Genomic DNA, 24,638 nt, shown 5'->3' with positions numbered 1-24,638 from the left:
GGCGGGTATCGCTGGATACTCGCTTGATTCGCATGCATCGTCTGAAGGGGAATTATGCACCTGCCGACCGGCATTCGACGGACGACCGCACTTAGGTTATACCCGCTGCCGCCGAATGCGCCGCCACGGCACGCCTGGCTGTCTAAAGCAGGGCTCCCGGCACCGCGTGCTCCTGCGCGAGCCAGGCGCGGACCTGTTCGCTGGTCCACGCCGGGTCGTCGTGCGGCAGGTCGTGACCGGCCCACGGATGCTCGCAATGCAAGGCGCCCCACGCCGCCGCGAGCTTTGCCGAGCACACTGGATCGACCAGTTTGTCGGCGCGCGAGGAAAGAACCAGCAACGGGCATTCCGGTCTCGCTTCGCCCGCAGTAAAGCGCGCCGCTGCCAACAGTTGCCGTAGCGCATTGCCCCGGCTCACGGGCGCGCTGCGGCGAATCCGGCTCCATCTGTCGAGATCGTCGCCCAGCGTCTCCACGTTGTTGCACGTCAGCCGATGAATGCCGTGTTCCGCGCGCGGCGCGTCGCGCCAGCGCGCGGCCACGCCCAGCAGGCCTGCCCACGCAGAGGGACGCAAGCGCTCCTGCATCTGGCTGAAGGGCCGCATGCTGGTGTTGATCAGCACCAGCCGTTCGATCTCGTAGGGATGCCGTTGCGCCCAGTCCGTCGCCACCATGCCGCCGAGCGACATCGCCAGCACGCAATATGGACCCGGCAGGCCGCTTTGCAGAGCAGCATTGCGCACGAAGCCGACCATGTCGGCGACGTTCGACGGCGCGCGCAACTGCGCGAACTCACCGTTGCCCGGCAGATCGATCTGCAGCAGACGGCCAGGCGCACCCATCTGATGGGCCGCTTCATTCACCGCTCCATGCAGCAAGCGGGGCAAGCGACCCCAGTGGCGGATTTCGCGCGTGAGTCCGCGCAGCAGGATCCACGTGCTCATACGCTTTCCGGTTTATACCAATGGTCGATCGCGCTTTGCAGCAATTGCTCGCGACGATTGCCTTGCGGCAGCCAGCGTTGCGACGAAAAGGCCGCGCGCGCCAGAAAGTCGAGCAGGTTCGCGTGACGTCGCAGCACGCGCGCAGTGCGATGCGCCTTCACCGGATTGAACATGCCCTGACGCGAAAACAACTGGCGCGGATTCTTCTTGATCCACAGCCAGGAGCCGAGTTCGAGGGTCATCGGCAGAAACACGTTGGGAGCGGGCGCGCGGTCATAGGCAAAGTCCCACAGATCGCCGTGCAACAGATATTGATGGCTCTGCGGTTCGAATGCGTAGCCATGGTGAGGATGCGCGCGTTCGAACATGGTCTTCAGCACGTACATCTCCGGCAAATGCGGCATCACTTTGCGGGTGCGCGCGTAGGGAAACCAGATGCTGTCGCTCCAGCCATAGCCCGAGTGGCAATCGAGCGCGATGCTCAGCGGCCGCGCGGCCAGTTCGGTCTCGACCACGCGCAGCAGTGCGGAGGCTTCGGGTTCCATCGGCGCACCCTCACGCCCGCGATACCACGGCAGCCAGGCGCCCACGCGCTGGCCGCCGGCCAGCAGCGGCACGCGTTCGTCGGCGTTCTGCGGCGCGTTGCGCATCAGGTCGACGCCGTTGGGGTTGGCGCGCGTGGCGGCCCACATGCCACCCGGATTGACGATCGGCATAAAGATCAGACGAATGGATTGCAATTGGCGCACCAGCAGTTCGTCCCATTCGAGTCGCGCAAGCAGCGCGCGCATGTAGTCCAGCACGAGTTGCGAGCCGATCCGCTCGAGCCCGTGAATGCCGCCGAAAAAGCCGATTGCCGGCGCTTGCGGGTCGGTGGAACCGATGCTCGCGGTATGGACGGCGAATTGCCGGCCGCGCACCGTCGTCTCGCAAACGGTGCGGATCGCGAAGCTCGCGCTGCCCTGCTCGAGGATCGTCCTGAGATCTTCGTACTCCGCAAAACTGTCGGGAAGGAAGCTCAGAGGCTGCATGACGATGTCGCAGGCAATTGCAAGGTTAATGGGGACGGCACACTGATTGACGCAATATAGCCTGGCCGTGAGCCATCATGCTGAAGCAGCGCGCGCCAATGCGGATCATGTCACACGCATGTCATTTTCCATGCGAACGAATAACGCCAATTTGTCTTTCCGCCGACTTGAAAAAGACACGAGAAGATATAGTCGTCTAGACGTTGCGATGCCTTCACTGAACCGTCACAGACGCTTCCTAGAATGAGCCCCACACATGCCGGCAACGGCCGGATGCATCAAGGGATACTCATGGAAGCAATTCGGGAAGCAATTCGTATCGAACGCTTGAGCAAGACGTTCAGCAACGGCCGCAAGGCGCTGGACGAAATCGATCTGCGCGTCGAGCCGGGCGAAATGGTTGCGTTGATCGGCGCCTCGGGCTCGGGCAAGTCGACGCTGCTGCGCCATATCGCGGGCTTCACGGCTGCGGATGCGCAGCCGTCGCAGATCGCGATTCTGGGCCGGCCAATTCAGCAGAACGGCCGCATCGTGCGGGAAGTGCGCAGCATTCGCCGCGATATCGGCTTCGTGTTCCAGCAATTCAATCTGGTGAACCGCCTCTCCGTCGAAAGCAATGTGCTGATCGGCGCACTCGCGCGGCTGCCGTTGTGGCGCCGTCTCAGCGGCCGCTTTCCGCGCGCGGAGCGCGAGCTGTCGATGGCCGCGCTCAACGAAGTCGGCATCGGCGAACATGCGCGCGAACGCGCCGCCAATCTCTCCGGCGGCCAGCAGCAACGCGCGGCGCTCGCCCGTGCGCTGGTGCAGCGCGCGCGCATCGTGCTCGCCGATGAACCGATCGCCTCGCTCGACCCTGAGTCGTCGCGCCGCGTGATGGACATGCTGCGCGCGCTGAACATCGAGCATCAACTCACGGTCCTGGTGTCGCTGCATCAGGTTGACATCGCAATGCAGTACTGCCCGCGCACGATCGCACTGCGCCGCGGCAAGGTGGTCTACGACGGCCCCTCCGCCGCGCTCACGCCGGACCTGCTGAAGAAACTCTACGGCGACGACGCCCGCGAATTGCTCAATGAAACCGCCCAGGGCACGGACCCTATCGAGGCTAAAAACCCCGCCGGCAGCCCTGCGCTTCAGGACACCGCGCCAGCCTCCGCGCGCTATGCGTTCGCTCTCAATCCCGCGCACTCGAACTGAGCGCGCTCATCCATTCTGTTAACTCAACCGGATCTCAAGCAATGAAATTCCTGCGTACGTTGATCACGCTCGCCGTCGGCGCGGCCGCCTTTGCCGGCGTCGCCTCCGCGCAAGCCGAGGACCTCAACCTCGGCATCATTTCGACCGATTCGTCGTCCGTGCTGAAACAGCGCTGGGAACCGCTGATTCAGGACTTGAACAAGCAAACCGGCCTGAACGTCAAGGCGTTCTTCGCGACGGACTACGCCGGCATTATCGAAGGCATGCGCTTTAACAAGGTACAGGTCGGCTATTTCGGCAATGCGTCGGCGATCGAGGCGGTGGACCGCGCGCAAGGCGAAGTGTTCGCGAAGATCCAGAACGCGAACGGCGAAGGAGGTTACTACTCGGTGCTGATCACGAACGTGAACAGCCGCTTCAAGACGCTCGACGACGTGTTCAAGAACACCAAGGACGTCACGCTCGGTTTCGGCGATCCGAACTCCACCTCAGGCACGCTGGTTCCCGGCTACTACCTGTTCGCCAAGCACAACACGCCGGTCAATACTTCGTTCAAGTCCATGCTCCCGTCGAGCCACGAAGCGAATCTGCTGGCTGTGGTGAACAACAAGATCGACATCGCGACCAACAACACCGAGATGCTCGACACGCTGAAGAAGGAACACCCGGACAAGTTCGCGCAAGTGCGGGTTCTGTGGAAGTCGCCGCTGATTCCGTCGGATCCGCTGGTGTGGCGCAAGGATCTGCCGCAAGCCACCAAGGACAAGCTGCGCAACTTCTTCGTGAACTACGCGAAGACCGATCCGCACGAAAAAGCAGTGATGGCGGCGATTAGCGGATACAGCGGCTTTGCGGCGTCGTCGGATGCGCAGTTGCTGCCGATTCGTCAGATCGCCCTGTTCCAGCAGAAGCAGAAGATCGAGAGCGACGCGCATCTCTCCGATGACGACCGCAAGACCCAGTTGGCCGCGCTCGACGCGAAGCTGAGCGCGCTGAACACCGCGCAATCGAAGCAATGAATACGGTCGATCTGATCACGTCGCCAGCGCGGGCGAGCGAAGCGCTGGGCGCCCGGGCGGCAAGCCATCCCGCGCCTGTCGCCGGCAAGCGCAGCTGGCTGTCGCTGCTCGGCTGGGTTGCGGTGCTTGCGGTATTGGGCGGCGCATGGCACGGCGCGGACATGCGTCCGCTGGATCTGCTGAGCGACTCCGGCAACATGGGCCAGTTCGCCAAGGACTTCTTCCCACCTGACTTCACCGAATGGCGCAGCTATCTGCACGAGATGTACGTGACGCTCTCGGTGGCGGTGTGGGGCAGTGCGCTCTCGCTCGTGTGCGCGGTGCCGTGCGGACTCATGTCCGCCCACAACATGGCGCCGATGTGGGTCGTGCAGCCCATGCGCCGCGTCATGGATGCATGCCGCGCGATCAATGAAATGGTCTTTGCCATGCTGTTCATCGTCGCGGTAGGCCTCGGTCCTTTTGCCGGCGTGCTGGCGCTGTGGGTGCACACCACCGGCGTGCTCGCCAAGCTGTTCGCCGAAGCAGTCGAGGCCATCGATCCGCGTCCCGCCGAAGGCGTGCGCGCCACCGGCGCAACGAGTCTCGACGAAATCATTTACGGCGTGCTGCCGCAAGTGCTGCCGTTGTGGATCTCGTACGCGTTGTATCGCTTCGAATCGAACGTACGCTCGGCGATGGTGGTCGGCATGGTCGGCGCGGGCGGTATCGGCGTGGTGTTGTACGAAGCAATCCGCTCGTTCAACTATGCGCAAACCGCCGCGGTGATGATCATGGTCATCGTGGTCGTGACGGTGATCGATCTCGCGTCCGCGTGGCTGCGCGAGCGCGTGACCTGAAGTTGCCGGTCTGATCGCACGGCGGGAAGTTTGGCGAAGCACGGCTTCCCAGCTTTCCGCCGCGCGCCGTTGCACTGACGGTCACAACCTGCATGCGCCGGGCCCCTCCCATCCTGGCAGCGTATTTTCGACGCCACAAATCGCCGCAGTTTTCCAGATAAAACCCCTGCGATCGAGTCGTCCACTCCTCTATTCCGGCGTTCCGCTGGAATAATCACGGGCTCGCGGCCCGCACCCAGGCCTTCGCTTTTCCTCCCTGGTCTTCGATGGAAACCTTAGTCGTTTTGCTGGCGCTGCTCTCCGCGCTGCGCGAACTGAGCTCGATCTTCGCGGTGCTGATCGGCTGGCTGTTCATGCGTGAGAAGCTGACCACGCGGCGTATCGTTGCGTGCGCGCTGGTGACGCTGGGCGCGGTGTTGATACGGATCTGAGACCCACCCTCACGCGAACTCCGGCAACGTCGCATCGATTGCATCGGCGAGCGTGTTGAAAGCCGGCGCGATCTCCTCATCCGGCACGCATGCGTAGCCGATCAGCAAGCCCGATGGCGCCAGCAACGGTTGCGCGTAATACCCCGATAAAGGCCGTACGACGATATTGCGCTCCAGCGCGGCGGCCGCCACCAGCCGGTCGTCGCTGCCATCTGGCAACTGCATGACCAGATGCAGACCCGCGTCGCCGCCCACCGCCGGCAACGCGTCCCCATAACGATGCGCGGCGGCGTCGAGCAGCGCCTGGCGGCGCTGGCCGTAGAGCGTGCGCATCTTGCGGATATGCGACGTGAAATGCCCTTCGGCGATGAACTCCGCGAGCATCGCCTGCTGCAGCAACTGCCCCTCGCGATACAACTCCGCGCTCGCGGTGGCAAAGCTCTCCGCCAACGCCTCCGGCACGACGAGATAGCCGATGCGCAAACCCGGAAACAGCGTCTTGCCGAAGCTGCCCACGTAGATCACCTGCCCCGAGGTGTCCAGACCCTGCAGCGACGCGAGCGGCCGGCTGCCGTAACGGTATTCGCTGTCGTAGTCGTCCTCGATGATCCAGCACTGGTTCTGCCGCGCGTATTCGAGCAACATGCGCCGCCGCGCGAGACTCATCACCATGCCGAGGGGATATTGGTGCGACGGCGTGACGAGCATCAGCTTCGGCGGCTGCGCGAGGTCGTCGGTGGAAGGATTGATGCCTTCCTCGTCGACGGGGATCGGTCGCGATTCGAGGCCGGACACGTGCAGCACGCTGCGCACGCCCCAATAGCACGGGTCTTCGGTCCAGATCACGTCGCCCGGATCGGACAGCAGGCGCACGGCAAGGTCGACCGACTGGTGAATCCCGGTCGTGATGATGATCTGCTCCGGCGTGCAGCGCACCGAACGCGAGGTGCGCAGATAGTCGGCCAGCGCGTGCCGCAGCGCCGCCAGCCCGCCGCCCGGCGCATACGTCAGCAGATCCGGGCGCAGCCGGCGCCAATACTTGTTGTGCAGGCGGCTCCAGACGCGCGCCGGAAACTTGGTGACGTCCGGCACGCCGGGCATGAACGCGCCCCACTGCCGCTTGGACACACCCGCGCCCGCGATCAGCCGCGCGCCGCGCGTGGACAGCGCGCGCCGCGCCTGCAGCGGCGCCGGCTCGGGACGCGCGGCGGGCGCCTCGGCATCCGGCACGCCGACGATCTCGTCCGGGGCGCTGTCGGCGACGAACGTGCCGCGCCCGGTCGCCGAACTCACGTAGCCTTCGAGCACGAGTTGCTCGTAGACCTGCGTGACGGTATTGCGCCCAATGCCCAACTCCTGCGCCAGCAAACGCGACGACGGCACCTTGCTGCCCGGCGGCAATTCGCGCGACAGGATCGCCTGCTGCAACAGCCGGTGCAGCTGGCGATAGATCGGCTGACCGTTGCCGCGGTCGAGGCGCTGGGCCAGCCAGTCGGACAAAACGCTCGCGCGCATGATTGGCTCCTACATTTTTATTGAAATGGCTCTGAAGTTAAGAGCCAAATCTCATTATAGTCGCTGCATGTGCTGCGCTGTGGGCGCGGCGTCCGCAAAAACCGAGGAGCGAAGGAGATGACCATGAAGAACGCCGAACTGAAGAGCCGTAAAGACGCAGCCACGCCGCGCGGCGTCGGGGTGATGTGCGATTTCTACGCCGAGCGCGCTGAAAACGCGGAACTGTGGGACGTCGAGGGGCGCCGTTTCATCGACTTCGCGGCTGGTATCGCCGTGTGCAACACGGGCCACCGCCATCCGAAGATCCTCGCGGCGATCCGCGACCAGCTTGATCACTTCACCCACACGGCGTATCAGATCGTGCCGTACGCGTCGTATGTCGAACTGGCTGAGAAGCTCAACGAGCGTGCGCCCGGCGACCATCCGAAGAAAACCGCGTTCTTTACGACCGGCGCCGAAGCCGTCGAAAACGCGATCAAGATCGCCCGCGCCGCCACCGGCCGTCCGGGCGTGATCGCCTTCACCGGCGGTTTCCACGGCCGCACGCTGATGGGCATGGCGCTGACCGGCAAGGTCGCGCCGTACAAGATCGGCTTTGGCCCGTTCCCGTCGGACGTGTTCCATGCGCCGTTCCCGAATCCGCTGCACGGCGTGACCACGGCAGACTCGCTGAAGGCCATCGAATTCCTGTTCAAGGCCGACATCGATCCGAAACGCGTGGCCGCGATCATCTTCGAACCGGTTCAGGGCGAAGGCGGCTTCTATCCGGCGCCGGCCGAATTCGTGCGCGCGCTGCGCAAGCTGTGCAACGAGCACGGCATTCTGCTGATCGCCGACGAAGTGCAAACGGGCTTTGCGCGCACCGGCAAGCTGTTCGCCATGCATCACTACGACGTGGTGCCCGATCTGATGACGGTCGCCAAGAGTCTCGCCGGCGGCATGCCGCTGTCGGGCGTAATCGGCCGTGCGGACGTGATGGACGCCGCGGCGCCCGGCGGCCTCGGCGGCACGTATGCCGGCAATCCGTTGGCGGTCGCCGCCGCGCACGCGGTGCTCGATATCATCGACGAAGAGAAGCTCTGCGAGCGCGCCACGGTGCTGGGTGACCGCGTCAAGGCCAAACTGATCGCGCTGCAAAGCGACGTGCCGCAAATCGCCGATGTGCGCGGCCCCGGCGGCATGGTCGCCGTCGAGTTCTGCAAGGCAGGCGGCACGGAGCCGGATGCGGAGTTCACCAAGCGCGTGCAGACGCGCGCGCTCGAACGCGGCTTGCTGCTGCTCGTGTGCGGCGTGTATTCGAACGTGGTGCGCTTCCTGTTCCCGCTCACGATTCAGGACGCGGTCTTCGACGAAGCCATGGCGATCCTCGAAGACGTGATCAAGGACAGCGTCGCCGTCACGGCTTAAGGAACCTCACATGACCACGTTGAGCTTGAAAGACCCGTCGCTGCTGAAAGGCCACGCCTACATCGCGGGCGAATGGCAAGGCGCCGACGACGGCACGACTTTCGAAGTGAAGAACCCGGCCACGGGTGAAACGATCGCGACGGTGCCGCGCATGGGCACGGCGGAAACCCGCCGCGCCATCGACACGGCCAACGCCGCGTGGCCCGCATGGCGTGCCACGACCGCGAAGCAGCGCGCCGCGATCCTGCGCAAATGGCATGACCTGATGATGGAAAACGCCGACGATCTGGCGAAGATCCTCACCATGGAACAGGGCAAGCCGCTCGCCGAAGCCAAGGGCGAAATCCAGTACGCGGCTTCGTTTCTCGAATGGTTCGCGGAAGAAGGCAAGCGCGTGAACGGCGACACGATCCCGACGCCGGCCAGCGACAAGCGCATCGTTGTGACGAAAGAGCCGATCGGCGTTTGCGCGGCCATCACGCCGTGGAATTTCCCGGCTGCCATGATCACCCGCAAGGTCGGTCCGGCGCTCGCGGCGGGCTGCCCGATCATCGTCAAACCGGCTGAAGCCACGCCGCTCTCCGCGCTCGCGCTCGCTGTGCTGGCCGAACGCGCCGGCGTGCCGCGCGGCGTGTTCAACGTCGTGACCGGCGAGCCGAAAACCATCGGCGCGGAAATGACGGGCAATCCGATCGTGCGCAAGCTGTCGTTCACCGGCTCGACGCCGGTCGGCCGTTTGCTCATGGCGCAGTGCGCGCCGACGGTCAAGAAGGTGTCGCTCGAACTCGGCGGCAACGCGCCGTTCATCGTATTCGACGACGCGGATCTGGACGCCGCGGTGGCCGGCGCGATTGCCTCGAAGTATCGCAATAGCGGCCAGACCTGCGTGTGCACGAACCGTTTCTATGTGCACGACAAGGTCTACGACGCGTTCGCCGGGAAACTGCGCGTCGCCGTCGAACAACTCAAGGTTGGCCGCGGCACGGAAGACGGCGTCACGCAAGGTCCGCTGATCAACGAAGCGGCCGTGCTCAAAGTGGAGTCGCATATCGAAGACGCGCTCGCCAAAGGCGCGCGCATCGTCACCGGCGGCAAGCGTCATGCGCTCGGCCACGGCTTCTTCGAGCCGACCGTGCTCGCGGATGTCACGCCGGCCATGAAGGTCGCGCGCGACGAAACCTTCGGGCCGCTCGCGCCGCTGTTCCGCTTCTCGTCGGACGAGGAAGTGATCCGCCTCGCCAATGACACCGAGTTCGGCCTCGCGTCGTACTTCTATAGCCGCGATATCGGCCGCGTGTGGCGTGTCGCCGAAGCGCTCGAATACGGCATGGTCGGCATCAACACGGGCCTCATCTCGAACGAAGTCGCGCCGTTCGGCGGCGTCAAGCAATCGGGCCTGGGCCGCGAAGGCTCGCATTACGGCATCGACGATTACGTGGTCATCAAGTACATGTGCGTCGGCGGGATCTGAGCACCCGGCTTGAAGCGCGTAACGGCCACGTCGGCATGTCTGACGTGGCCGTTTTTTATTGGCTCGGCGCAAACAGACGCGGGCTGGGAACGAAAACGGTTCCCTATTCCGCCAGGTTCTGTCGTTGAACTGCTGGCACAATTGCGGCAGTTGACCGCCGCGCACGCAGCCGAATAACAACCGTTAAATGAAACGCTTCGAAATGCTGGCCAACACCATGGCCGATGAAATCCGCTCGGGCAGCCGTCCGGTCGGCTCCCGCATGCCGTCTTTGCGGCATCTCACCACGCAGCACGGCGTCAGCCAGTCCACGGTGTTTCGCGCCTATTACCTTCTCGAAGAGTGGGGCTTGATTCGAGCACGCGAACGCTCTGGCTACTATGTGGCGCCGGGCGCCGCGCTCAAGCAGCAACCGGCGCCCCGCCCTCAGGTCGCGCTGGAATCCGCCAAGGTCGAGATCAGCGACCTTGTCTTCTCGGTACTCGAAGCCGCGAAGCATCCCAACGTGGTTCCGTTCGGCTCGGCTTTTCCGTCGCCGCAACTGTTTCCCCTTCAGCGCCTTGCCAGGTCGCTCGGACATTCGAGCCGGTTGATCAGTCCGTGGAGCACCGTCGTCGATCTTCCGCCCGGCAATGAGCCATTGCGTCGGCAGATTTCGTTGCGCTACATGGGGATGGGCGTTGCTCAACCGATGGAGCAACTCGTCGTCACCAATGGCGCGCTGGAAGCACTGAACCTGTGTTTGATGGCCGTGACGCGCCCAGGCGACGTGGTCGCGATCGAGTCGCCCGGATTCTATGCAGCCCTGCAGGCGATCGAGCGCCTCGATCTGCGGGCGGTGGAGATTCCAGTCGATCCTGTTTCGGGCATCGATTTGCAGGCGCTCTCCGATGCGCTCGACAAGCATCCTGTCCGGGCATGCTGGTTCATGACCAACTATCAGAATCCGACCGGCGCGGCGATGTCGCGGGAAAAGAAGAAAGCGCTCGTCGAACTTCTCGCCCTGCATGAGGTGCCGCTTATCGAAGATGACGTGTACGGCGAACTGCATCATGCGACGAACTACCCGCTGCCCGCGATGGCCTTCGACACCAAGGGGCTGGTGATGCACTGCAGTTCATTTTCAAAGACGCTCGCGCCAGGATACCGCATTGGATGGGTAGCCGCGGGACGTTTCGCCGAGAAGGTTCAACGCCTGAAATTGATGACCACGTTATCGGCCAGCATTCCCGCCCAGGCAGCCATAGCGGACTATCTTCAGCACGGCGGGTACGACAAGCATCTGCGGAAACTGCGCGGCGCGCTGCGCAGTCAGCTCGCTTCGATGGACACTGCGCTGCGCCGCTGCATGCCGGGCGATTCGCATTGGACGCTGCCGTCTGGCGGCTATTTTCTGTGGCTCCGGCTACCGTCGCACGTCGACGCGATGCAGCTGCACCGCCTTGCGATAGAGAGCGGCATCAGCATTGCGCCGGGTCCGATTTTCTCCGCGCGACACGAATTCCGGAACCATATCCGGTTGAACTTCGGTCATCCGTGGAGCGATATCACGGAAAACGCGGTTCGCACGCTGAGCTCGCTGCTCGATCAGGCGAGCCGATAAGCGGCGTTCACCGCGCCGGCCGCGCTGTTCCCGCGAGCGCGCGGCAACAGTCAATGCGCCACGCTGACCGCCAGCCTCGCGAGTGCAAACAGCGTCGCACCGAATCCGGCGGCAAGGCCGATCGCGACTAGCGGCAACAGAGGCAGCTTGACGCCCGCGATGTCGGCCTGGTGCGAGGCGCCGCGACGGACGCCGAGAAAACTCCACAGCACGATTCGCGTCATCTTCAAGAGGTTCATGGCATCACCTTCAAGGCAGGGTTGTTGTATCTCACGCGATAGTGTGAGCCCGTCGGGCCATCCAAAACAGTAGCAGTTGCGATCAATTCCGACGCAGCAGTTTCCCGCGACCGCCGGCACGCCCGGCCGCTGGTTCGCTCACCATCTGCTAGCGTGTTTTCAACAGCATCTGCTGCTTTCCAGCGACCACCATTGCCTCTATCGTTCGTCATTGACGAGGCTTGGACTCATGACGCCGGGTCTCATTGGAGCATCGCGCGTCCCAGCACCAGGTTGTTCGCCAGAAGCTTTCTGAGCGGGCACGGCATGTGCCAACGCCGATGCAGCCACGGCCCCTTCCAACGAAACCGACGCTCAGCCAGACATGCGCCATGTAGGGCGGCAGTCACACCGGACCATGTATCAATACACCGAGTTTGACAAATCATTCGTGCGCAGCCGCGCCGCGCAGTTTCGCGACCAGCTCGAACGCTGGCAGTCCGGCAGGCTGAGTGAGGACGACTTTCGTCCACTGCGTCTTCAGAACGGATGGTATGTGCAACGGCATGCGCCGATGCTGCGCGTGGCGATCCCATACGGAGAGTTGTCGAGCAGGCAGTTGCGCATGCTCGCCCGGATTGCGCGCGAATACGATGAGCCGGAGGCCGAGGTCTACCGGCTGGCCAGCGAAGCACAGCGCAAGCTCGGCACCGTCCGCTTGCCCACGAACCACGCGCATTTCACGACGCGCACCAACGTCCAGTTCAACTGGATTCCGCTCTCGAAGGCCGCCGACGTGATGGACTTGCTCGCAAGCGTCGACATGCACGGCATTCAGACGAGCGGCAACTGCATTCGCAACATTTCCTGTGATGAACGCGCGGGCGTCGCGCCTGACGAAATTGCCGACCCGCGCCCGTTTGCCGAAATCATGCGGCAGTGGACGACACTCCATCCCGAGTTCGCCTTTTTGCCGCGCAAGTTCAAGATAGCGATCACCGGTGCGAGCGAAGACCGCGCCGCGACGGACTGGCATGACGTCGGTCTTCGTCTGCTGCGTAACGAGGCGGGTGAACTGGGATTTCGCGTCACGGTTGGCGGCGGGATGGGCCGCACTCCCGTTATCGGCACCGTGCTGCGCGAGTTCCTGCCCTGGCAGCACATCATGAACTACATCGAAGCGGTGGTGCGCGTCTACAACCAGTACGGACGCCGCGACAACAAGTACAAAGCGCGCATCAAGATCCTGGTGAAGGCAGAAGGTCAACGTTACATCGACGGCGTCGAGGAAGAGTTCCGCCAGATCGTCGAACACGACGGCGGCCCTCACACTATTCCGCTGCCCGAGCTCGAACGCGTCAGCGCGTGTTTCGCTCTGCCACACACGCCTTTTGTGAATGCGTCGATCGATCTTGAAGCCATGGTAACGTCGAACGCCGCGGCCGTTGAAACGCCGCAATTCGAACGCTGGCTCCAGCGCAATGTGTCGCCGCATAAGAACCCGTACTTGCGGATTGTCACACTCTCGTTCAAACGCCTCCTGCAAGCGCCAGGAGACGCGTCAGCGCAGCAGCTCGACCACGTGGCCGACCTGGCCGAGCGGTTCTCCGCGGGCGAAGCGCGTGTCACCCACACGCAGAATGTCGTGCTGCCCTGGGTGCACGTCAACGACCTTCTGCCGCTTTGGAAAGCCGCGCGCGAGGCAGGGCTGGCGAGCGCCAACGTGAATTTGCTGACGGACATGATTGCCTGCCCGGGTGGCGATTTCTGTGCGCTCGCCAATGCCCGCTCGATTCCAATTGCACAGGCCATTACCGAACGCTATCAGGATCTGGACGAACTCAACGACATCGGTGAAATCGACCTTCATATCAGCGGTTGCATCAATTCGTGCGGCCATCACCATAGCGGGCATATTGGCATCCTTGGTGTCGACAAGGACGGCAAGGAGTGGTACCAGGTGACGTTAGGCGGCTCGGACGGCTCGACCGCCAGTGGTCGCGCGCAAGCGGGCAAGGTCATCGGCCCGTCGTTTTCCGCCATTGAGGTGCCCGAGGTCATCGACGCGCTGCTGTCCGCTTATCTCGACATTCGAGCGACGGTTGGCGAGAGGCGCGAGTCCTTCGTCGAAACGGTTCGACGGACAGGCATTGAACCGTTCAGGACGGCCGCGGATCGCGTGCGCACGCTGATGGAGAAAACGGCATGAAGGGCGCGACACGTATCAGGCTTCTCACTTTGCCCGAGCATGCATCGGCTCCGTCCCGGAAGGTTGTCTCTCTGGCAAACGACGAGGATCCGATCGAGCAAAAAGATGCAATCGCCTCGGCTGCGCGGGTCGAACTGCACTTTCCACATTTCACCGACGGAAGGGCTTACAGCCAGGCGTATCTGCTGCGCCGCCGTCTGGGGTTCAGAGGCGACTTGCGGGCAACGGGCGATGTGCTTGTCGACCAGTTGATTCAGATGGAGCGTACCGGGTTCACAAGTGCGGTGCTGAAAGACGGTATCGATCCAGAGGACGCCCAGCGTCAACTCGACCTCTTTCCTGCGTTCTATCAGGGCGACGTTATTCACGATGCGCCTTTTGTGCGATCAGATGCGCGGAAAAGGATGAGTGACGGCGCGAGAGACATGCAGGTGGTGTCTACATTTACCGCAATAGCTGGGGACTACTGCGTAAAGCAAGTTGTGTCGCGAGATAGCGGATCGTCGCCAGACGCATTTTCGGGAGCTTGCCCGCCCCGACTCGCTCTCGCACGCCTCGGTCAAAAGTAAACCGTCCTGGCGATGGTCGCGCTGCGGCTTCCCATCGTTCTCAACGACCGAACGTTCTATCGACTCCATCGAGGTGAGTAATCACGTGTATGACCACAAGGTCGGACTATGCACGCGTCAGGCCGTTTCGTAGGCGCTGGAAATGCCACCGCGGGCATGGCGGGCAACCCAGCGCGCTATTACAACTGCTACACACTACTCGATCGATCAACGACCGTAGGTAACAACCGGAGCCGAGTACGAACTGTTCGTCGTGTCCGAGCGTCCACCTGCCTGCGACGAGCCATTCGTGGCCGAACCATAACCGCTAGTCTGAGCGGCGCTCTTTTGTGCGGCGACGCGAGCTTCAGCAGCCTGAATGTCGGCCGGGTAGTCCAGGTCATTAGCGGTGCCCGGGTTATAGCCCGCTTTTTCCAGTTGAACCAGTTCGGCGCGGACTTGAGCGCGCGTAACAGGCTGATTCGATTGAGCAAAGGCGGCGAGCGGAGCGGAAATGAGAACGGCGATAACAGCAGCTTCGATCAGCGATTTCATGATGACTACCTCCAGAGATTGTTTTTGCCATGCTGCGGAAGCGTGTCTGCAGCGTATGGAGGCAGTCTAGGAGTCAACCCATCTAGGGTAAACCCCAGATCAGCGAATTCACTGTTGCGACTAATGGGATAAGTAGGCGCGGACGTTAGGTTTCGCCCCGGCGGCGATGGCGGTTCGCCCGCATTTCGGCCGCCCATCGCCCATCGCCCATCGCCCGTTGCCCGTTGCCCGTTGCCCGTTTCCCGTTTCCCGTTTCCCATCGACCAGAGTTGGCGCTTCAGCGGCCTCACGGTATGGCGTGGGCTCTGCATGGACTTGCCTGAACTAAACTGCTAGCGCCGAAGCTGACGGACGAACCCGTCGCACGGCCCCGCGCGCGGCGAGCGCGCCTTGGATACGAATGACGGAGACGATTGCCAATGCCGCAACCCACTGCCCTGCCCAGCTATCGCGATACGGTGCGCGCCGAATGGGTCGATTACAACGGCCATTTGCGCGACGCGTTCTATATGCTGATTTTCAGCTTCGCGACCGACGCCCTGATCGACCTGATCGGTTTGCCGGACGCCGTGCGTAAAGAACGCCGACGCTCGATCTACACGCTCGAAGCGCATATCAACTATCTGCATGAGATCAAGGAAGGCGCGCAGGTGCGCGTCGACATGCGGGTGCTCGGGCACGATGCGAAGCGGCTGCATCTCTACCTCGAGATGTTTGCCGACGATGGCGACGAACCGGTGGCAGCGGGCGAGCAAATGCTACTGCACGTGGATACGCGCGGCCCGCGCGCCGCCGCGTTCGAACCGGATGTCGCGGCGCACCTGCGGGCGTTGGCCGAGGCGCATGCCGCGCTCCCGCCCGCCGCGTTTGCCGGCCGCGTAATCGGCTTGCCCGCGAAAACGAAGGCCGGTGGGCGTGGACATGCTTGAACCACCCGATGGTCAATCGCAACAGTGACGACTTGCGATCCGTTAGCTCTGACGCCGGCGCGGCGAACGCGCAGGCGTCTTGCGCAGTGCGCGATCGGCGGGTGTGTCCGGCGCCGGCAACCGCACGGTGAAGGTCGTGTGGATGCCTCGTATCGAACTGCACTCGATACTGCCGCCCAGCAGCTCCGTCGCGCGACGGCAGAATGCGAGCCCCATGCCCGCGCCGGTGCCGTGCCGTTTGGTCGTGAAGAAGGCGTCGAAGATATAAGGCAGGACGTCGGGCGCGATGCCCGGCCCGGTGTCGCGAAATTGCAGCACGCAGAAATCCTGATCCTGAACGGCACTGATCGTGATCTCGCCGTCGCCGCCCACGCGAATGGCGTGCAACGCGTTTTTCAGCAGGTTGAACAGCACGAAAACCACGACCGTATCCGAGCCCGAAAAAGACATGCCGAGGTCGATGGGCACCACCGTGACACGCTCACGCTCGTTGCCGTTGAACGGATAGCGCTCCAGCGCCGACGTCACGCATTGCCGCACGGAATGCCGGCTGAAGCCGCCTCGGTCCAGACGATCGAGCGTGAAAGACGCGAGCGCCATTTCCACCATCGCGCTGGTACCGGATACTTCGCGCCGGATCGCCGTCGCAAGCTGGCCGATGCGCTCGGATTGTCCGGAGTCGTCGTGATCGTCATACAGCCCGTGCGTGACGGCTGTCCGGTAGCCCTTGAACACATGACTCCATACACTGGCGATTTCGTCGGCGTGCATGCCGATGGTGGCGAGCGGCGTCGAAATCTCGTGCGCGATGGTGGCCGCCACGGCGTATGGATGAATCAGGTGATAGCGGACGATGGTGATCGCCAGCAGCCCCAGACTGAGACCGATGAACAGGACGCCCGGCGGATAGAACCCGAAGCCGTAGTTGACTGCGTAATCCACTGCGGCAAACGAATACAGGCAAAGGCTCGCCAGACATAGATCGAGGCGCCGGCGTGCGTCGCCCTCCGCCTTCTGACGCGCGGCGAGCAGAAGCTGTCCGCTGCGGCCGGCCAGCAACACGGTCTGCACCACGTGCAAGGGATGCAGCGGCCCGGCAACCGGATAGTAGCCGAAGAAGAAGTGCTGATAGCCGGCCACCACTTCATTGCCGGGCAGCAGTATCGCGAGGACGAAACACAGTCCGTACGACGCGAGCAATACCGGCCGCTCACGGCGCTGAGCCGCCACTTCCGTCACGAAGTGATAGAACGTTGTCGGCAGAAAGAGAATGAAGAGATAGCCGCACCTGACCAGCAGGTCCGCCGTCTGCGGATTATCTGTCTGGAACAGCAGCGTCCATGCGCCTTGCCAGGCAAAGGTCGCGACGCACATCAGGATGAACGGCGTGAATAGGCGCGTCGCCCCTTGCGTAACCAGTACGTAGAGGCCGAACACCACGAACATCGCGGACACGCAGGCAGTCGGAATGGCGTACATGTGGCTCAACGTGTCGGCGAACTTTAGCGTTTCCGCTCATTCCGCCATTGCGCGAACGTCAGCAGGTCCAGGCCCACATCGGCCTTGTCGATCGGGGCCCAGCAATAGAAAACGTCATCCCAGCCCGGAATGGTGCGCGGCTCCAGCGTTCTGACAGTCATACCGGAGCGATAGGCCAGGTTCGGCCAGAATATCGGCATCACCTCGCGCACCGCCATTTGCCTCAGGAGTTCGGCCGGGCCGTCCTCGTCCGCAACGATCTCGCCTTGGGAGATCCAGTCGTTCTCAGCCCACGCGACGAAAACGCTCGGGTTGCCGGCGCGGTCGAACATCAGAATGGCGTCCTGTTCCGGGCGCCAGTAATACTCGACAATACCGTTCGCGGCCACCAGTTCGTCGATGACTTTGCGCGTTCGCAGGTCGCAATACGTCATGCCGTTTTCGCCCAACGCCAGCCAGCCGCCTTCCGAGCAATGCCTGGTTTTGGCATCCTTCAGGAAATGGGCCAACCGGTTGGCGGAGTCGGTATCAGTCTTTCTCAAGTATAAATCGACGATTCCCGCATTGAAGGCTTTGACCGCGACGGTTTCGTCCGCGACCCCGGTCAGCAGCACTTTCGCGCAACGCAGATGGGAGATGGACGAGAGGAACTCGACGCCGTTCATGCCCGGCATGTCGAAATCCACGACCACCGCCGCCACTTCGGCGAAACGGGAACCGCGGGCCAGAATATCCCTTTCCGCCGCGGTTTCCATGTAGCGTTCAAATCCTGTCTCGCTCACACATGCCGACGCCGGCGCGAACTCCAGCGAATTCTCGCGAGCATGCTGGCGGATGAAGGCAAGCGCGGTTTGCGGCCGCGTGAAAAACAGATTGGTGGCGGTATCCGGAAAGAAACGCCGCAGGGCGTCGAGGTAGCTGTCGTTGTCATCCACGAAGACAACCGTCGACGGATAGAGAACAGGTGGTCGGATAAAATTGTTCATATTTTCACGTGGTTCGTCACGCCCCCGCTGGAGGACAACCGCGGCAGACCGCCAGCCTTACGACACGGCAAGCCCGCACGACAACTTGTGGCGCGGCGGCCCCGAGCATGTGGGGGCCGGTGCCTCGGCCATTCGCCGTGTGGCAGCGCCATCATTTGCCGCTTCCGGTTCCCGCATGTTCGCATATGGAACATTCCGGCGCGCCTCGGATCTACTTATGTGCAGGATTCTCTCACGCCGGTCGCCAAGACGGTTTTCCGCTGAACAATATAGTACAGGGCCTTGACGTCGATGGTGCGAAGTCGCCGCCGTGATCGACGGCAGCGCTTAGGCGGTCGGGGCAATCCGCGATAGACAGCCGCCGCCTTTACGGCCGCGACGCGACCTCGTCCAGATGCTCCAGCAGATCGGCGGGATCGTCGTAGACCCGCAGCGCGCCCGAGCGCTCCAGTTCCTCCGTGCCGTAGCCGCCCGACAGCAAGCCCACACCCAGCGCACGACACCGCCGCGCCGCGAGCATGTCCCAGATGCTGTCGCCGACCACGACCGTGGTTTCGACGGGCACGCCGAGCCGCCCGGCCGCGGCGATGAACAGATCCGGGTCCGGCTTGGCATATTTGACGTCGTCGCGCGTCACGACAACCGCCTTCGCCGGATCGACACCCAACGCCTCCAGATTGAGCGCTGCCGTCTCCATGCGGCCGCTGGTCGCCACGGCCCAAGGCGTTCCGGCTTGCGTCAGCGCGTCGAGCAAGGCGCGCGCGCCCGGCAGCGGACACACCTGCGCGCGTAATCGTTGGTAAGCCGCGGCGTGGGCATGACGAAGACGCTCGACCCGCTCGGCGCTGATCTCACCATGCGTTTCCCGCAGAAGCTGATTGGTAAAGAGCCCGCCGCTCATGCCGATCTTGCGGTGAATTCGCCAGACCGACAATGGAATGCCTTCGCTGTCGAGCGCTTCTTTCCAGGCCAGTACGTGCTGGTAGACGCTGTCGACCAGCGTTCCGTCGAGATCGAAGAGGAAAGAGGTCTGGATTCGCATGGTGTGCTCCTGTTTGTGACTCCGTCCACCAATATGCCATGCCCCGGGATTCGCGGGTCGCGCGAATCCGGCCTCGGTTCCCGTTGACCCTCACGCAGCGCGACGATCCACGTGCCCCCGCGAAGTCTCGCGACGCGTTGCAAACGGAACCTGAGTTGGTGACTGGCACATGGGCAAGCGTAGCTACGCGATGTCGTACCGCACGATATGCGGGTCATCAAGAGCCAGTACGCGATGCACGGTCCCGGCGTTGCGTTCTTTGCAAATAAGAGTGCGGAGGTTTTGCGCGCGCGGTAGCAGGCGCTACGCGGGATAGAGAAGGTTGCAGCGCGGGCCGCTCTCTGCGTGTTCACGCGCCGCGAGCGCGGGCGGACTTCGTGGTTGCGATCGACGTCGGCACGCAATTGCTACAGGGTGCCGTCACCGATCTGACCGTGATGCATGATCGACGCGCCGCCATGGACATCGGCGGCGCATCGATCACTTTCAGCGCTTGTTGGACTGTTTGTTGGCGCGCGTATTGGGCCGCTTACTGGCCCGTGTAACCGAGCGGGACAGTCGCATTGCTCTTGGCAACCGTGGCGTTGTTCGACACGATGTACTGCGGCACCTCGGTAAGGGTCAGTGCGACCTGGCCGTTGGTGTAGGCAACCGTGCTGACATTGCCATAGCCATCGATCTTCGTCACATTGCCCGACGTGCCAGCGTTGTCGACCTGGAGCGAATAGCTGGTCGAATAGGTCTGGCTATACGTGCCGTTGCTCGCCGGCCACTGCGCATTGCTGTGCGTCCACGCCGCGGTCACGACCTTACCGTTACCCAGTTGCTGGAACCCATACGCGAAGACTCCGGCGGGAGCGCTCTTGATCCGACCCAGCGTGTTCGTACCGTCGAGAACACGCGTCATCGTTGCGAAGGCCATCGCTTCAGGCTTCGGCGAAAGGTTCGTCGCACCGAACGCACCGTTTGCGTCGTTCAGGTCGAAGAACGAGCCGTATCCCACTTCGCCCGGATAGTCAGGACCGTAGAACAGGGTCGTGACCTGCGCACCGCCGCCAAGCACGATGATGTGCGCCCGCACGCCGACCGCCGCATGCGCGAACAACTGGTTCTGCGACGGCACATTCGGACCGTAGCTCAGACCCGGATCGTAGCTCACGCCGGCTTCCGTGAAGAAGAGCTTCATGTTCGGCTTGCCCGCCTGCATGACCGAGCGCAGCTGCGCCATCTGGTTGTCGAGCGCGTTGGCCTGGTTCGCCGGACTCGGATCGGAATCCTGCAATTCAGGCGGATGGGCCGGGTATGTACCCGCATTCCAGTAGCCGTGCGTTGCGACTGCATCGATGTAATTCCACAGACCGAGTGCGCCGAACTTCTGCAGATAACCCGTCGTACAGGTATCGCAATTCGCGGCGAACGGATTGCCGGTGCCCATCACGACTGCATTCGGATCAGTCGAGTGAATGCCCTGATAAGCCGCCTTGTACATGGCGACGAAGTTCGCGTCGCTATCCGCCCAGCCGAGGCTCGGTTCCCACGTTACCTGGTAGTAGTTCTTCTGCTGATTCGGATAGTTGGCAGCCCGGATCAAACTCGTATCGGTGCCGACCTTGCTCATGAAGGTCTGGAACTCAGGCATGTTCGACGGCGCATAGTAGCTGTCGTTGAACTGGCCGGTTTTCGAATCCCACGCCGGCAGTCCGTCGAGACGCACGATACGCATCTGATCAGGATTGGCCTTGTAGAACGGATCGAGGTCGTTCACGTTCGGCGTATACGTGTTGGGACCGTTGGGTTCCATCGCCGATACCTGACGGTCGTCGATCGTCCACGAGATGCCCAGAGCGTGCAGCGCAGCGATGTTGCCGTTGAAGCCCTGCATGCCGAAGCGATGCTGATCCTGGTGAGCATACGTCACCGTGCCCAGTACTGAACTGAGATTCGGCAACACGCCGAATGTCGCGATGCCGACGGGACGCGTGCCGCTTCTCGGCAACGTGCCGCCGTTCGAACGCAGGGTGGCGGTGAGTGCGCCATAGCCGGACCACGTCGACGTACACGGAATCGTGCTGGTTTGCGCGCCGGCCTTGACTGCGAAACTTCCTTGCGTCTTGATCGCGCCGTTCGAATCCGCTACGGACCAGACGACGGTGTCCGCGTTCGGTGCGTTGGTCGTAATCGCCAGCTTGAACGAGGCGTTGTTCTGGAATACGCGCAGGCCATCGGTGGTGGGCGTGTCGGCGCTGATCACGCCGTTCGCGGTTCCGCCGGCCGTTTGCGTCGGCGTGCCGCACGACATGGTCGAGACGCTCGGCGTCGGAGACGGAGACGGAGACGGAGACGGAGCCGGCGCGGGAGTCGGAGTCGGAGTCGGAGTCGGCGTGGGAGTCGGAGCCGGACTCGGCGTCGGAGTCGGAGTCGGAGTCGGAGTCGGCGTTGGGGTCGGCGTCGGCGTCGGGGCTGGAGTGGGCGTTGCTGCGACCGCTCTAACCCAGCAAGACTTGCCATAGCCGTACGCGGGGTCCGACTGTGAAACTGCGCCGACATAGCAGCCGACGCCGTTGCTGAACGTACGCGGCGCGGTCAACATCACCGACGGCGAGGTGGGCGGAACCGCACCGAACACCACCGAGCCCGTTCCGAGGAACGAGCACTTGCCATTCTCCTGCGCGCACAACTTGTATTGCTGCCCTGAGACCGTGATGGTGCTTGCCTGAGCCTGCGCGCTTTCCGCAGCAAACGATGCCAACACTGTTGCTGATGCAACGCCCAATAGTTTCAAGTATCTCGTCATTGTCCGTATGGTTCGCTAAAAACAGGTTGTCCCCGAGAAATCAGCAAGATCGATCAGTCGTCCCGCCTTGACGTTATTGAGTCCAGAGAGAGGTGAACCTGAGAACGCGCTGACCGCGTTCATTGCTGATGAAGCTGAAGCTTTGATGTGCCGCTATCCGGTGGCGGACGCACTTGCAGTCCGCTCGCATGTCGACTTTCGCCGAACAGCGGCGTAATCGAAATTTCTCTCGGATTCAGGCAAACATCTATTTATTACGTTATCCTTACTATTCTGCTGCATGGCACACATTCAACGATCGCTTCCAATGACTACATCGGAATCTTCGAGATCGATCATCGGGCGCAACGTGCACCAGCATCAGACCGTGCGCACCGATTGAGTGAAAAATTCAGTCGACGCCAGAATGAAACGTCCCGCCGGTCGCATGACCGGGAAAACATCACAGGGGGCTAATGCATGCCGCTGACGCGACTCGAACATCGGGCGAGGCTCGCGCTGACAGGCTTGCGCACCTCATGTTGGACATACAAATTTCGGACCAGCAACTGCAATCTTGAAATTTAGGATGACGAATAATCAACCCAATTTCTTTTCGTTCACCGTTGACAGTCCACTATTGACATGAACCCGTCGACTCGACAGCGATCGAGGTAAGCATCACCTCGCGAGTCGGGTTCGGAACCGAAAAAGCCTTTGACCAGCGGATTTGCTTCGCGCGATCCAACGGCAGCGAAAGATCTGGATGCGTCGAATTCGAAGCGAACTGCGCCTCTTTCCAACCCCGCTTCGCCTTGGAAAAATCAACCTACCGCACCGCAGCAAGCCTCAACGTAACTGTTACAGAACGCGCACAGTTGCGGTATTAGTTACAGAAGTTTTAGGCAGACGAATTATAAACGTTTCATCCGCGTAACGTGGCCGATTCAAGGGCGATAGGTGATAATTACGAAAAATTTCAACGAGATTCGCCCGGATCTTTTCCAAACACGAGCGAGCAGAAAATTTCCGCCTCATGACGAGCGAAGAAATGTAAATGTTTTATTTGTCAGCTGATTGGTGGTCATTTTTCGGGGCAAGCGATGTTCGCGCAATTTTTATATTAGCAATACAAATAGCCTGCCCCGTTACCAACCGCCTCGCCCGAAAGAAGGCAGCTATTCTGTGTGTAAATGCAGAATTAGTGTCGCATCGTCTTTAATCAGATATGCAGATCGATTCAGGAAACTTGAGGAACTGAAAATCAAGGCTCAATATATCGCGTATTTATTTCGCATGACGAACTACACCGGCGTTCCGTATAGAGTCGAATATCGCCGCGACCGACCAAGGTCGGCCCAGCATCTGCGTCGGCAACACATCCGCCGAAACAGCGCCATTGCACGTTGAAGGCGTGGCGCAAACCTATTTCGAACGCCTCGAAATAGCGCATAAGGTGTCGGTTCGCGACGGCTTTGTTCACCACGACCGATCTGTGAACCGGCCAAGGCAACGTTGATCGTGATTTCGCACGACGCTCGCTGTTTCAGCGCAGCGAATCGTTATATCCGGCTGGACGACGGTCGCATCATCCAGGACGTGCGGCCCGTGCGCCCGTCGGGTCATGCCCGCTTCCGGCGAATGCGTCCTAAGGCGCCGCGGCCAGCCGGGACCACGGCGCGTGGGCTCACGTCCTACCGCGCCGTCGTCGCAAACAACACCGGATCGTTGCGATACAGATCCGGGAACATCCGCTTCAGGTCAGTGACCTTCGGCAGATCGTTGATCGCGATGTATGGGTAGTCCGGATGCAACGCGAGGAAATTCTGGTGGTAGCTCTCCGCCGGATAGAAGCCCTTGAAGTCCTCCACGCGCGTCACGACTTTCGCTGAAAACACATGGGCGTTGTCGAGCTGCGCGATATACGACTGCGCGATACCGCGCTGCACTGCATTCACCGGAAAAATCGCCGAACGATATTGCGTACCGTGATCGGGACCCTGGTAGTCCAACTCGGTGGGATTGTGCGCGACCGAGAAGAATATTTGCAGCAAACGTCCATATGTGATCTGCGTCGGATCGTAAGTGATCTGCACCGACTCCGCGTGCCCCGTATCACCTTCGCTGACGGTTTCGTATTGCGCCGTAGACGCCGCGCCACCGCTGTAACCCGAGGCCACCTGCTTCACGCCGCGCACGTGTTCGAACACGCCTTGCACGCCCCAAAAGCAGCCGCCCGCGAACACCGCCGTTTCACTGTGCGTAGCGGCGGGTTTTTCGTCCTGTACGGGAGCAGGAATCTTCGTGGCGGCTTCAGCCGAATGCGCGGCGTGCTGCGCCGCCGCCACGCCCAGAGCGACGATGACGAGGCCCGTGATTCGAGTGACGGAGAAACGCTTCCGCAGCGACGCTGTGCTGGTAGATATCGTGCGCATGGTCAGTC

At 62.1% G+C, this 24,638-nt stretch carries 18 protein-coding genes and 2 pseudogenes; 10 read left to right on the top strand and 10 right to left on the bottom strand.

Annotation, left to right across the window (positions count from 1 at the left end; all coding sequences use genetic code 11):
- Nucleotides 1-142: 142 nt before the first annotated feature.
- Both RI103_RS23500 and RI103_RS23495 read right to left on the bottom strand, forming a co-directional pair.
- Nucleotides 143-943, bottom strand: coding sequence for an alpha/beta hydrolase (locus tag RI103_RS23500; protein ID WP_310817955.1), 801 nt, complete (start codon nt 941-943; stop codon nt 143-145).
- A complete protein-coding gene (locus RI103_RS23495; RefSeq protein WP_310817954.1) occupies nt 940-1,974 on the bottom strand; it encodes a M14 family zinc carboxypeptidase in 1,035 nt (344 codons plus the stop codon). The genes RI103_RS23500 and RI103_RS23495 overlap by 4 nt, the downstream gene beginning before the upstream one ends.
- A 291-nt stretch (nt 1,975-2,265) precedes the next feature.
- On the opposite strand from RI103_RS23495, the gene phnC reads away from it, so the two are divergent.
- The 4 genes and pseudogenes from phnC to RI103_RS23475 all read left to right on the top strand — a co-directional run.
- A complete protein-coding gene (gene phnC, locus RI103_RS23490; RefSeq protein WP_310817952.1) occupies nt 2,266-3,171 on the top strand; it encodes a phosphonate ABC transporter ATP-binding protein in 906 nt (301 codons plus the stop codon).
- A 41-nt stretch (nt 3,172-3,212) separates the two neighbouring features.
- Nucleotides 3,213-4,190 (top strand): phosphonate ABC transporter substrate-binding protein, encoded by a 978-nt coding sequence (gene phnD / locus RI103_RS23485; RefSeq protein WP_310817951.1) that lies wholly within the window; start codon nt 3,213-3,215, stop codon nt 4,188-4,190.
- Entirely contained in the window at nt 4,187-5,029 is an 843-nt protein-coding gene (phnE, locus tag RI103_RS23480; protein ID WP_310817949.1) for a phosphonate ABC transporter, permease protein PhnE, read from the top strand. The genes phnD and phnE overlap by 4 nt, the downstream gene beginning before the upstream one ends.
- Nucleotides 5,030-5,316: 287 nt before the next feature.
- Nucleotides 5,317-5,460: pseudogene (locus tag RI103_RS23475) on the top strand (EamA family transporter); the annotation flags it as partial.
- A gap of 9 nt (nt 5,461-5,469) precedes the next feature.
- Here RI103_RS23475 and RI103_RS23470 read toward each other — a convergent pair.
- Complete coding sequence (locus RI103_RS23470; protein WP_310817948.1) at nt 5,470-6,975, bottom strand: PLP-dependent aminotransferase family protein; 1,506 nt, start codon at nt 6,973-6,975, stop codon at nt 5,470-5,472.
- A gap of 123 nt (nt 6,976-7,098) precedes the next feature.
- Here RI103_RS23470 and RI103_RS23465 point away from each other — a divergent pair, with 123 nt between their 5' ends.
- From RI103_RS23465 to RI103_RS23455, 3 genes are all read left to right on the top strand, one after another.
- On the top strand, nt 7,099-8,382 hold the full coding sequence (locus tag RI103_RS23465; RefSeq protein ID WP_310817946.1) for a 4-aminobutyrate--2-oxoglutarate transaminase: 1,284 nt from the start codon (nt 7,099-7,101) through the stop codon (nt 8,380-8,382).
- Between the two features lie 10 nt (nt 8,383-8,392).
- Nucleotides 8,393-9,853 (top strand): NADP-dependent succinate-semialdehyde dehydrogenase, encoded by a 1,461-nt coding sequence (gene gabD / locus RI103_RS23460; RefSeq protein ID WP_310817944.1) that lies wholly within the window; start codon nt 8,393-8,395, stop codon nt 9,851-9,853.
- 187 nt (nt 9,854-10,040) lie between these two features.
- A complete protein-coding gene (locus tag RI103_RS23455; RefSeq protein ID WP_310817942.1) occupies nt 10,041-11,456 on the top strand; it encodes a PLP-dependent aminotransferase family protein in 1,416 nt (471 codons plus the stop codon).
- A 50-nt stretch (nt 11,457-11,506) separates the two neighbouring features.
- Here the strand turns inward: RI103_RS23455 and RI103_RS23450 are convergent, their stop codons facing one another.
- Entirely contained in the window at nt 11,507-11,695 is a 189-nt protein-coding gene (locus RI103_RS23450) for a DUF2970 domain-containing protein (protein WP_310817941.1), read from the bottom strand.
- A 397-nt stretch (nt 11,696-12,092) separates the two neighbouring features.
- On the opposite strand from RI103_RS23450, the gene RI103_RS23445 reads away from it, so the two are divergent.
- Together RI103_RS23445 and RI103_RS23440 are read left to right on the top strand one after the other, a co-directional pair.
- Nucleotides 12,093-13,883, top strand: a complete 1,791-nt coding sequence (locus RI103_RS23445) for a nitrite/sulfite reductase (RefSeq protein ID WP_310817939.1) — start codon at nt 12,093-12,095, stop codon at nt 13,881-13,883.
- Nucleotides 13,880-14,275 (top strand): annotated as a pseudogene (locus RI103_RS23440) (DUF934 domain-containing protein); the annotation flags it as partial. The gene RI103_RS23445 and the pseudogene RI103_RS23440, both read left to right, overlap by 4 nt.
- A 384-nt stretch (nt 14,276-14,659) precedes the next feature.
- Here the strand turns inward: RI103_RS23440 and RI103_RS23435 are convergent.
- Entirely contained in the window at nt 14,660-14,986 is a 327-nt protein-coding gene (locus tag RI103_RS23435) for a DUF4148 domain-containing protein (RefSeq protein WP_310817937.1), read from the bottom strand.
- A 419-nt stretch (nt 14,987-15,405) separates the two neighbouring features.
- Here RI103_RS23435 and RI103_RS23430 point away from each other — a divergent pair, with 419 nt between their 5' ends.
- Complete coding sequence (locus RI103_RS23430) at nt 15,406-15,915, top strand: thioesterase family protein (protein WP_310817935.1); 510 nt, start codon at nt 15,406-15,408, stop codon at nt 15,913-15,915.
- Nucleotides 15,916-15,957: 42 nt separating this feature from the next.
- On the opposite strand, the gene RI103_RS23425 is transcribed toward RI103_RS23430, so the two are convergent.
- The 5 genes from RI103_RS23425 to msrA form a co-directional block, all read right to left on the bottom strand.
- A complete protein-coding gene (locus tag RI103_RS23425) occupies nt 15,958-17,394 on the bottom strand; it encodes an ATP-binding protein (RefSeq protein WP_310817933.1) in 1,437 nt (478 codons plus the stop codon).
- A gap of 23 nt (nt 17,395-17,417) precedes the next feature.
- Nucleotides 17,418-18,380, bottom strand: coding sequence for a response regulator (locus RI103_RS23420; RefSeq protein ID WP_310817931.1), 963 nt, complete (start codon nt 18,378-18,380; stop codon nt 17,418-17,420).
- 367 nt (nt 18,381-18,747) lie between these two features.
- Nucleotides 18,748-19,422, bottom strand: coding sequence for an HAD family hydrolase (locus tag RI103_RS23415; RefSeq protein ID WP_310817930.1), 675 nt, complete (start codon nt 19,420-19,422; stop codon nt 18,748-18,750).
- A gap of 529 nt (nt 19,423-19,951) precedes the next feature.
- Entirely contained in the window at nt 19,952-22,216 is a 2,265-nt protein-coding gene (locus RI103_RS23410; RefSeq protein WP_310817928.1) for a hypothetical protein, read from the bottom strand.
- A 1,673-nt stretch (nt 22,217-23,889) separates the two neighbouring features.
- Nucleotides 23,890-24,630, bottom strand: coding sequence for a peptide-methionine (S)-S-oxide reductase MsrA (gene msrA / locus RI103_RS23405; protein ID WP_310817927.1), 741 nt, complete (start codon nt 24,628-24,630; stop codon nt 23,890-23,892).
- Nucleotides 24,631-24,638: the final 8 nt, after the last annotated feature.

Origin of the sequence: Paraburkholderia sp. FT54, from assembly GCF_031585635.1 — a bacterium.
Lineage (GTDB): Bacteria > Pseudomonadota > Gammaproteobacteria > Burkholderiales > Burkholderiaceae > Paraburkholderia.
Note: the sequence above shows the minus strand (reverse complement) of the source record. Positions and strands in the feature narration are given on the sequence as shown.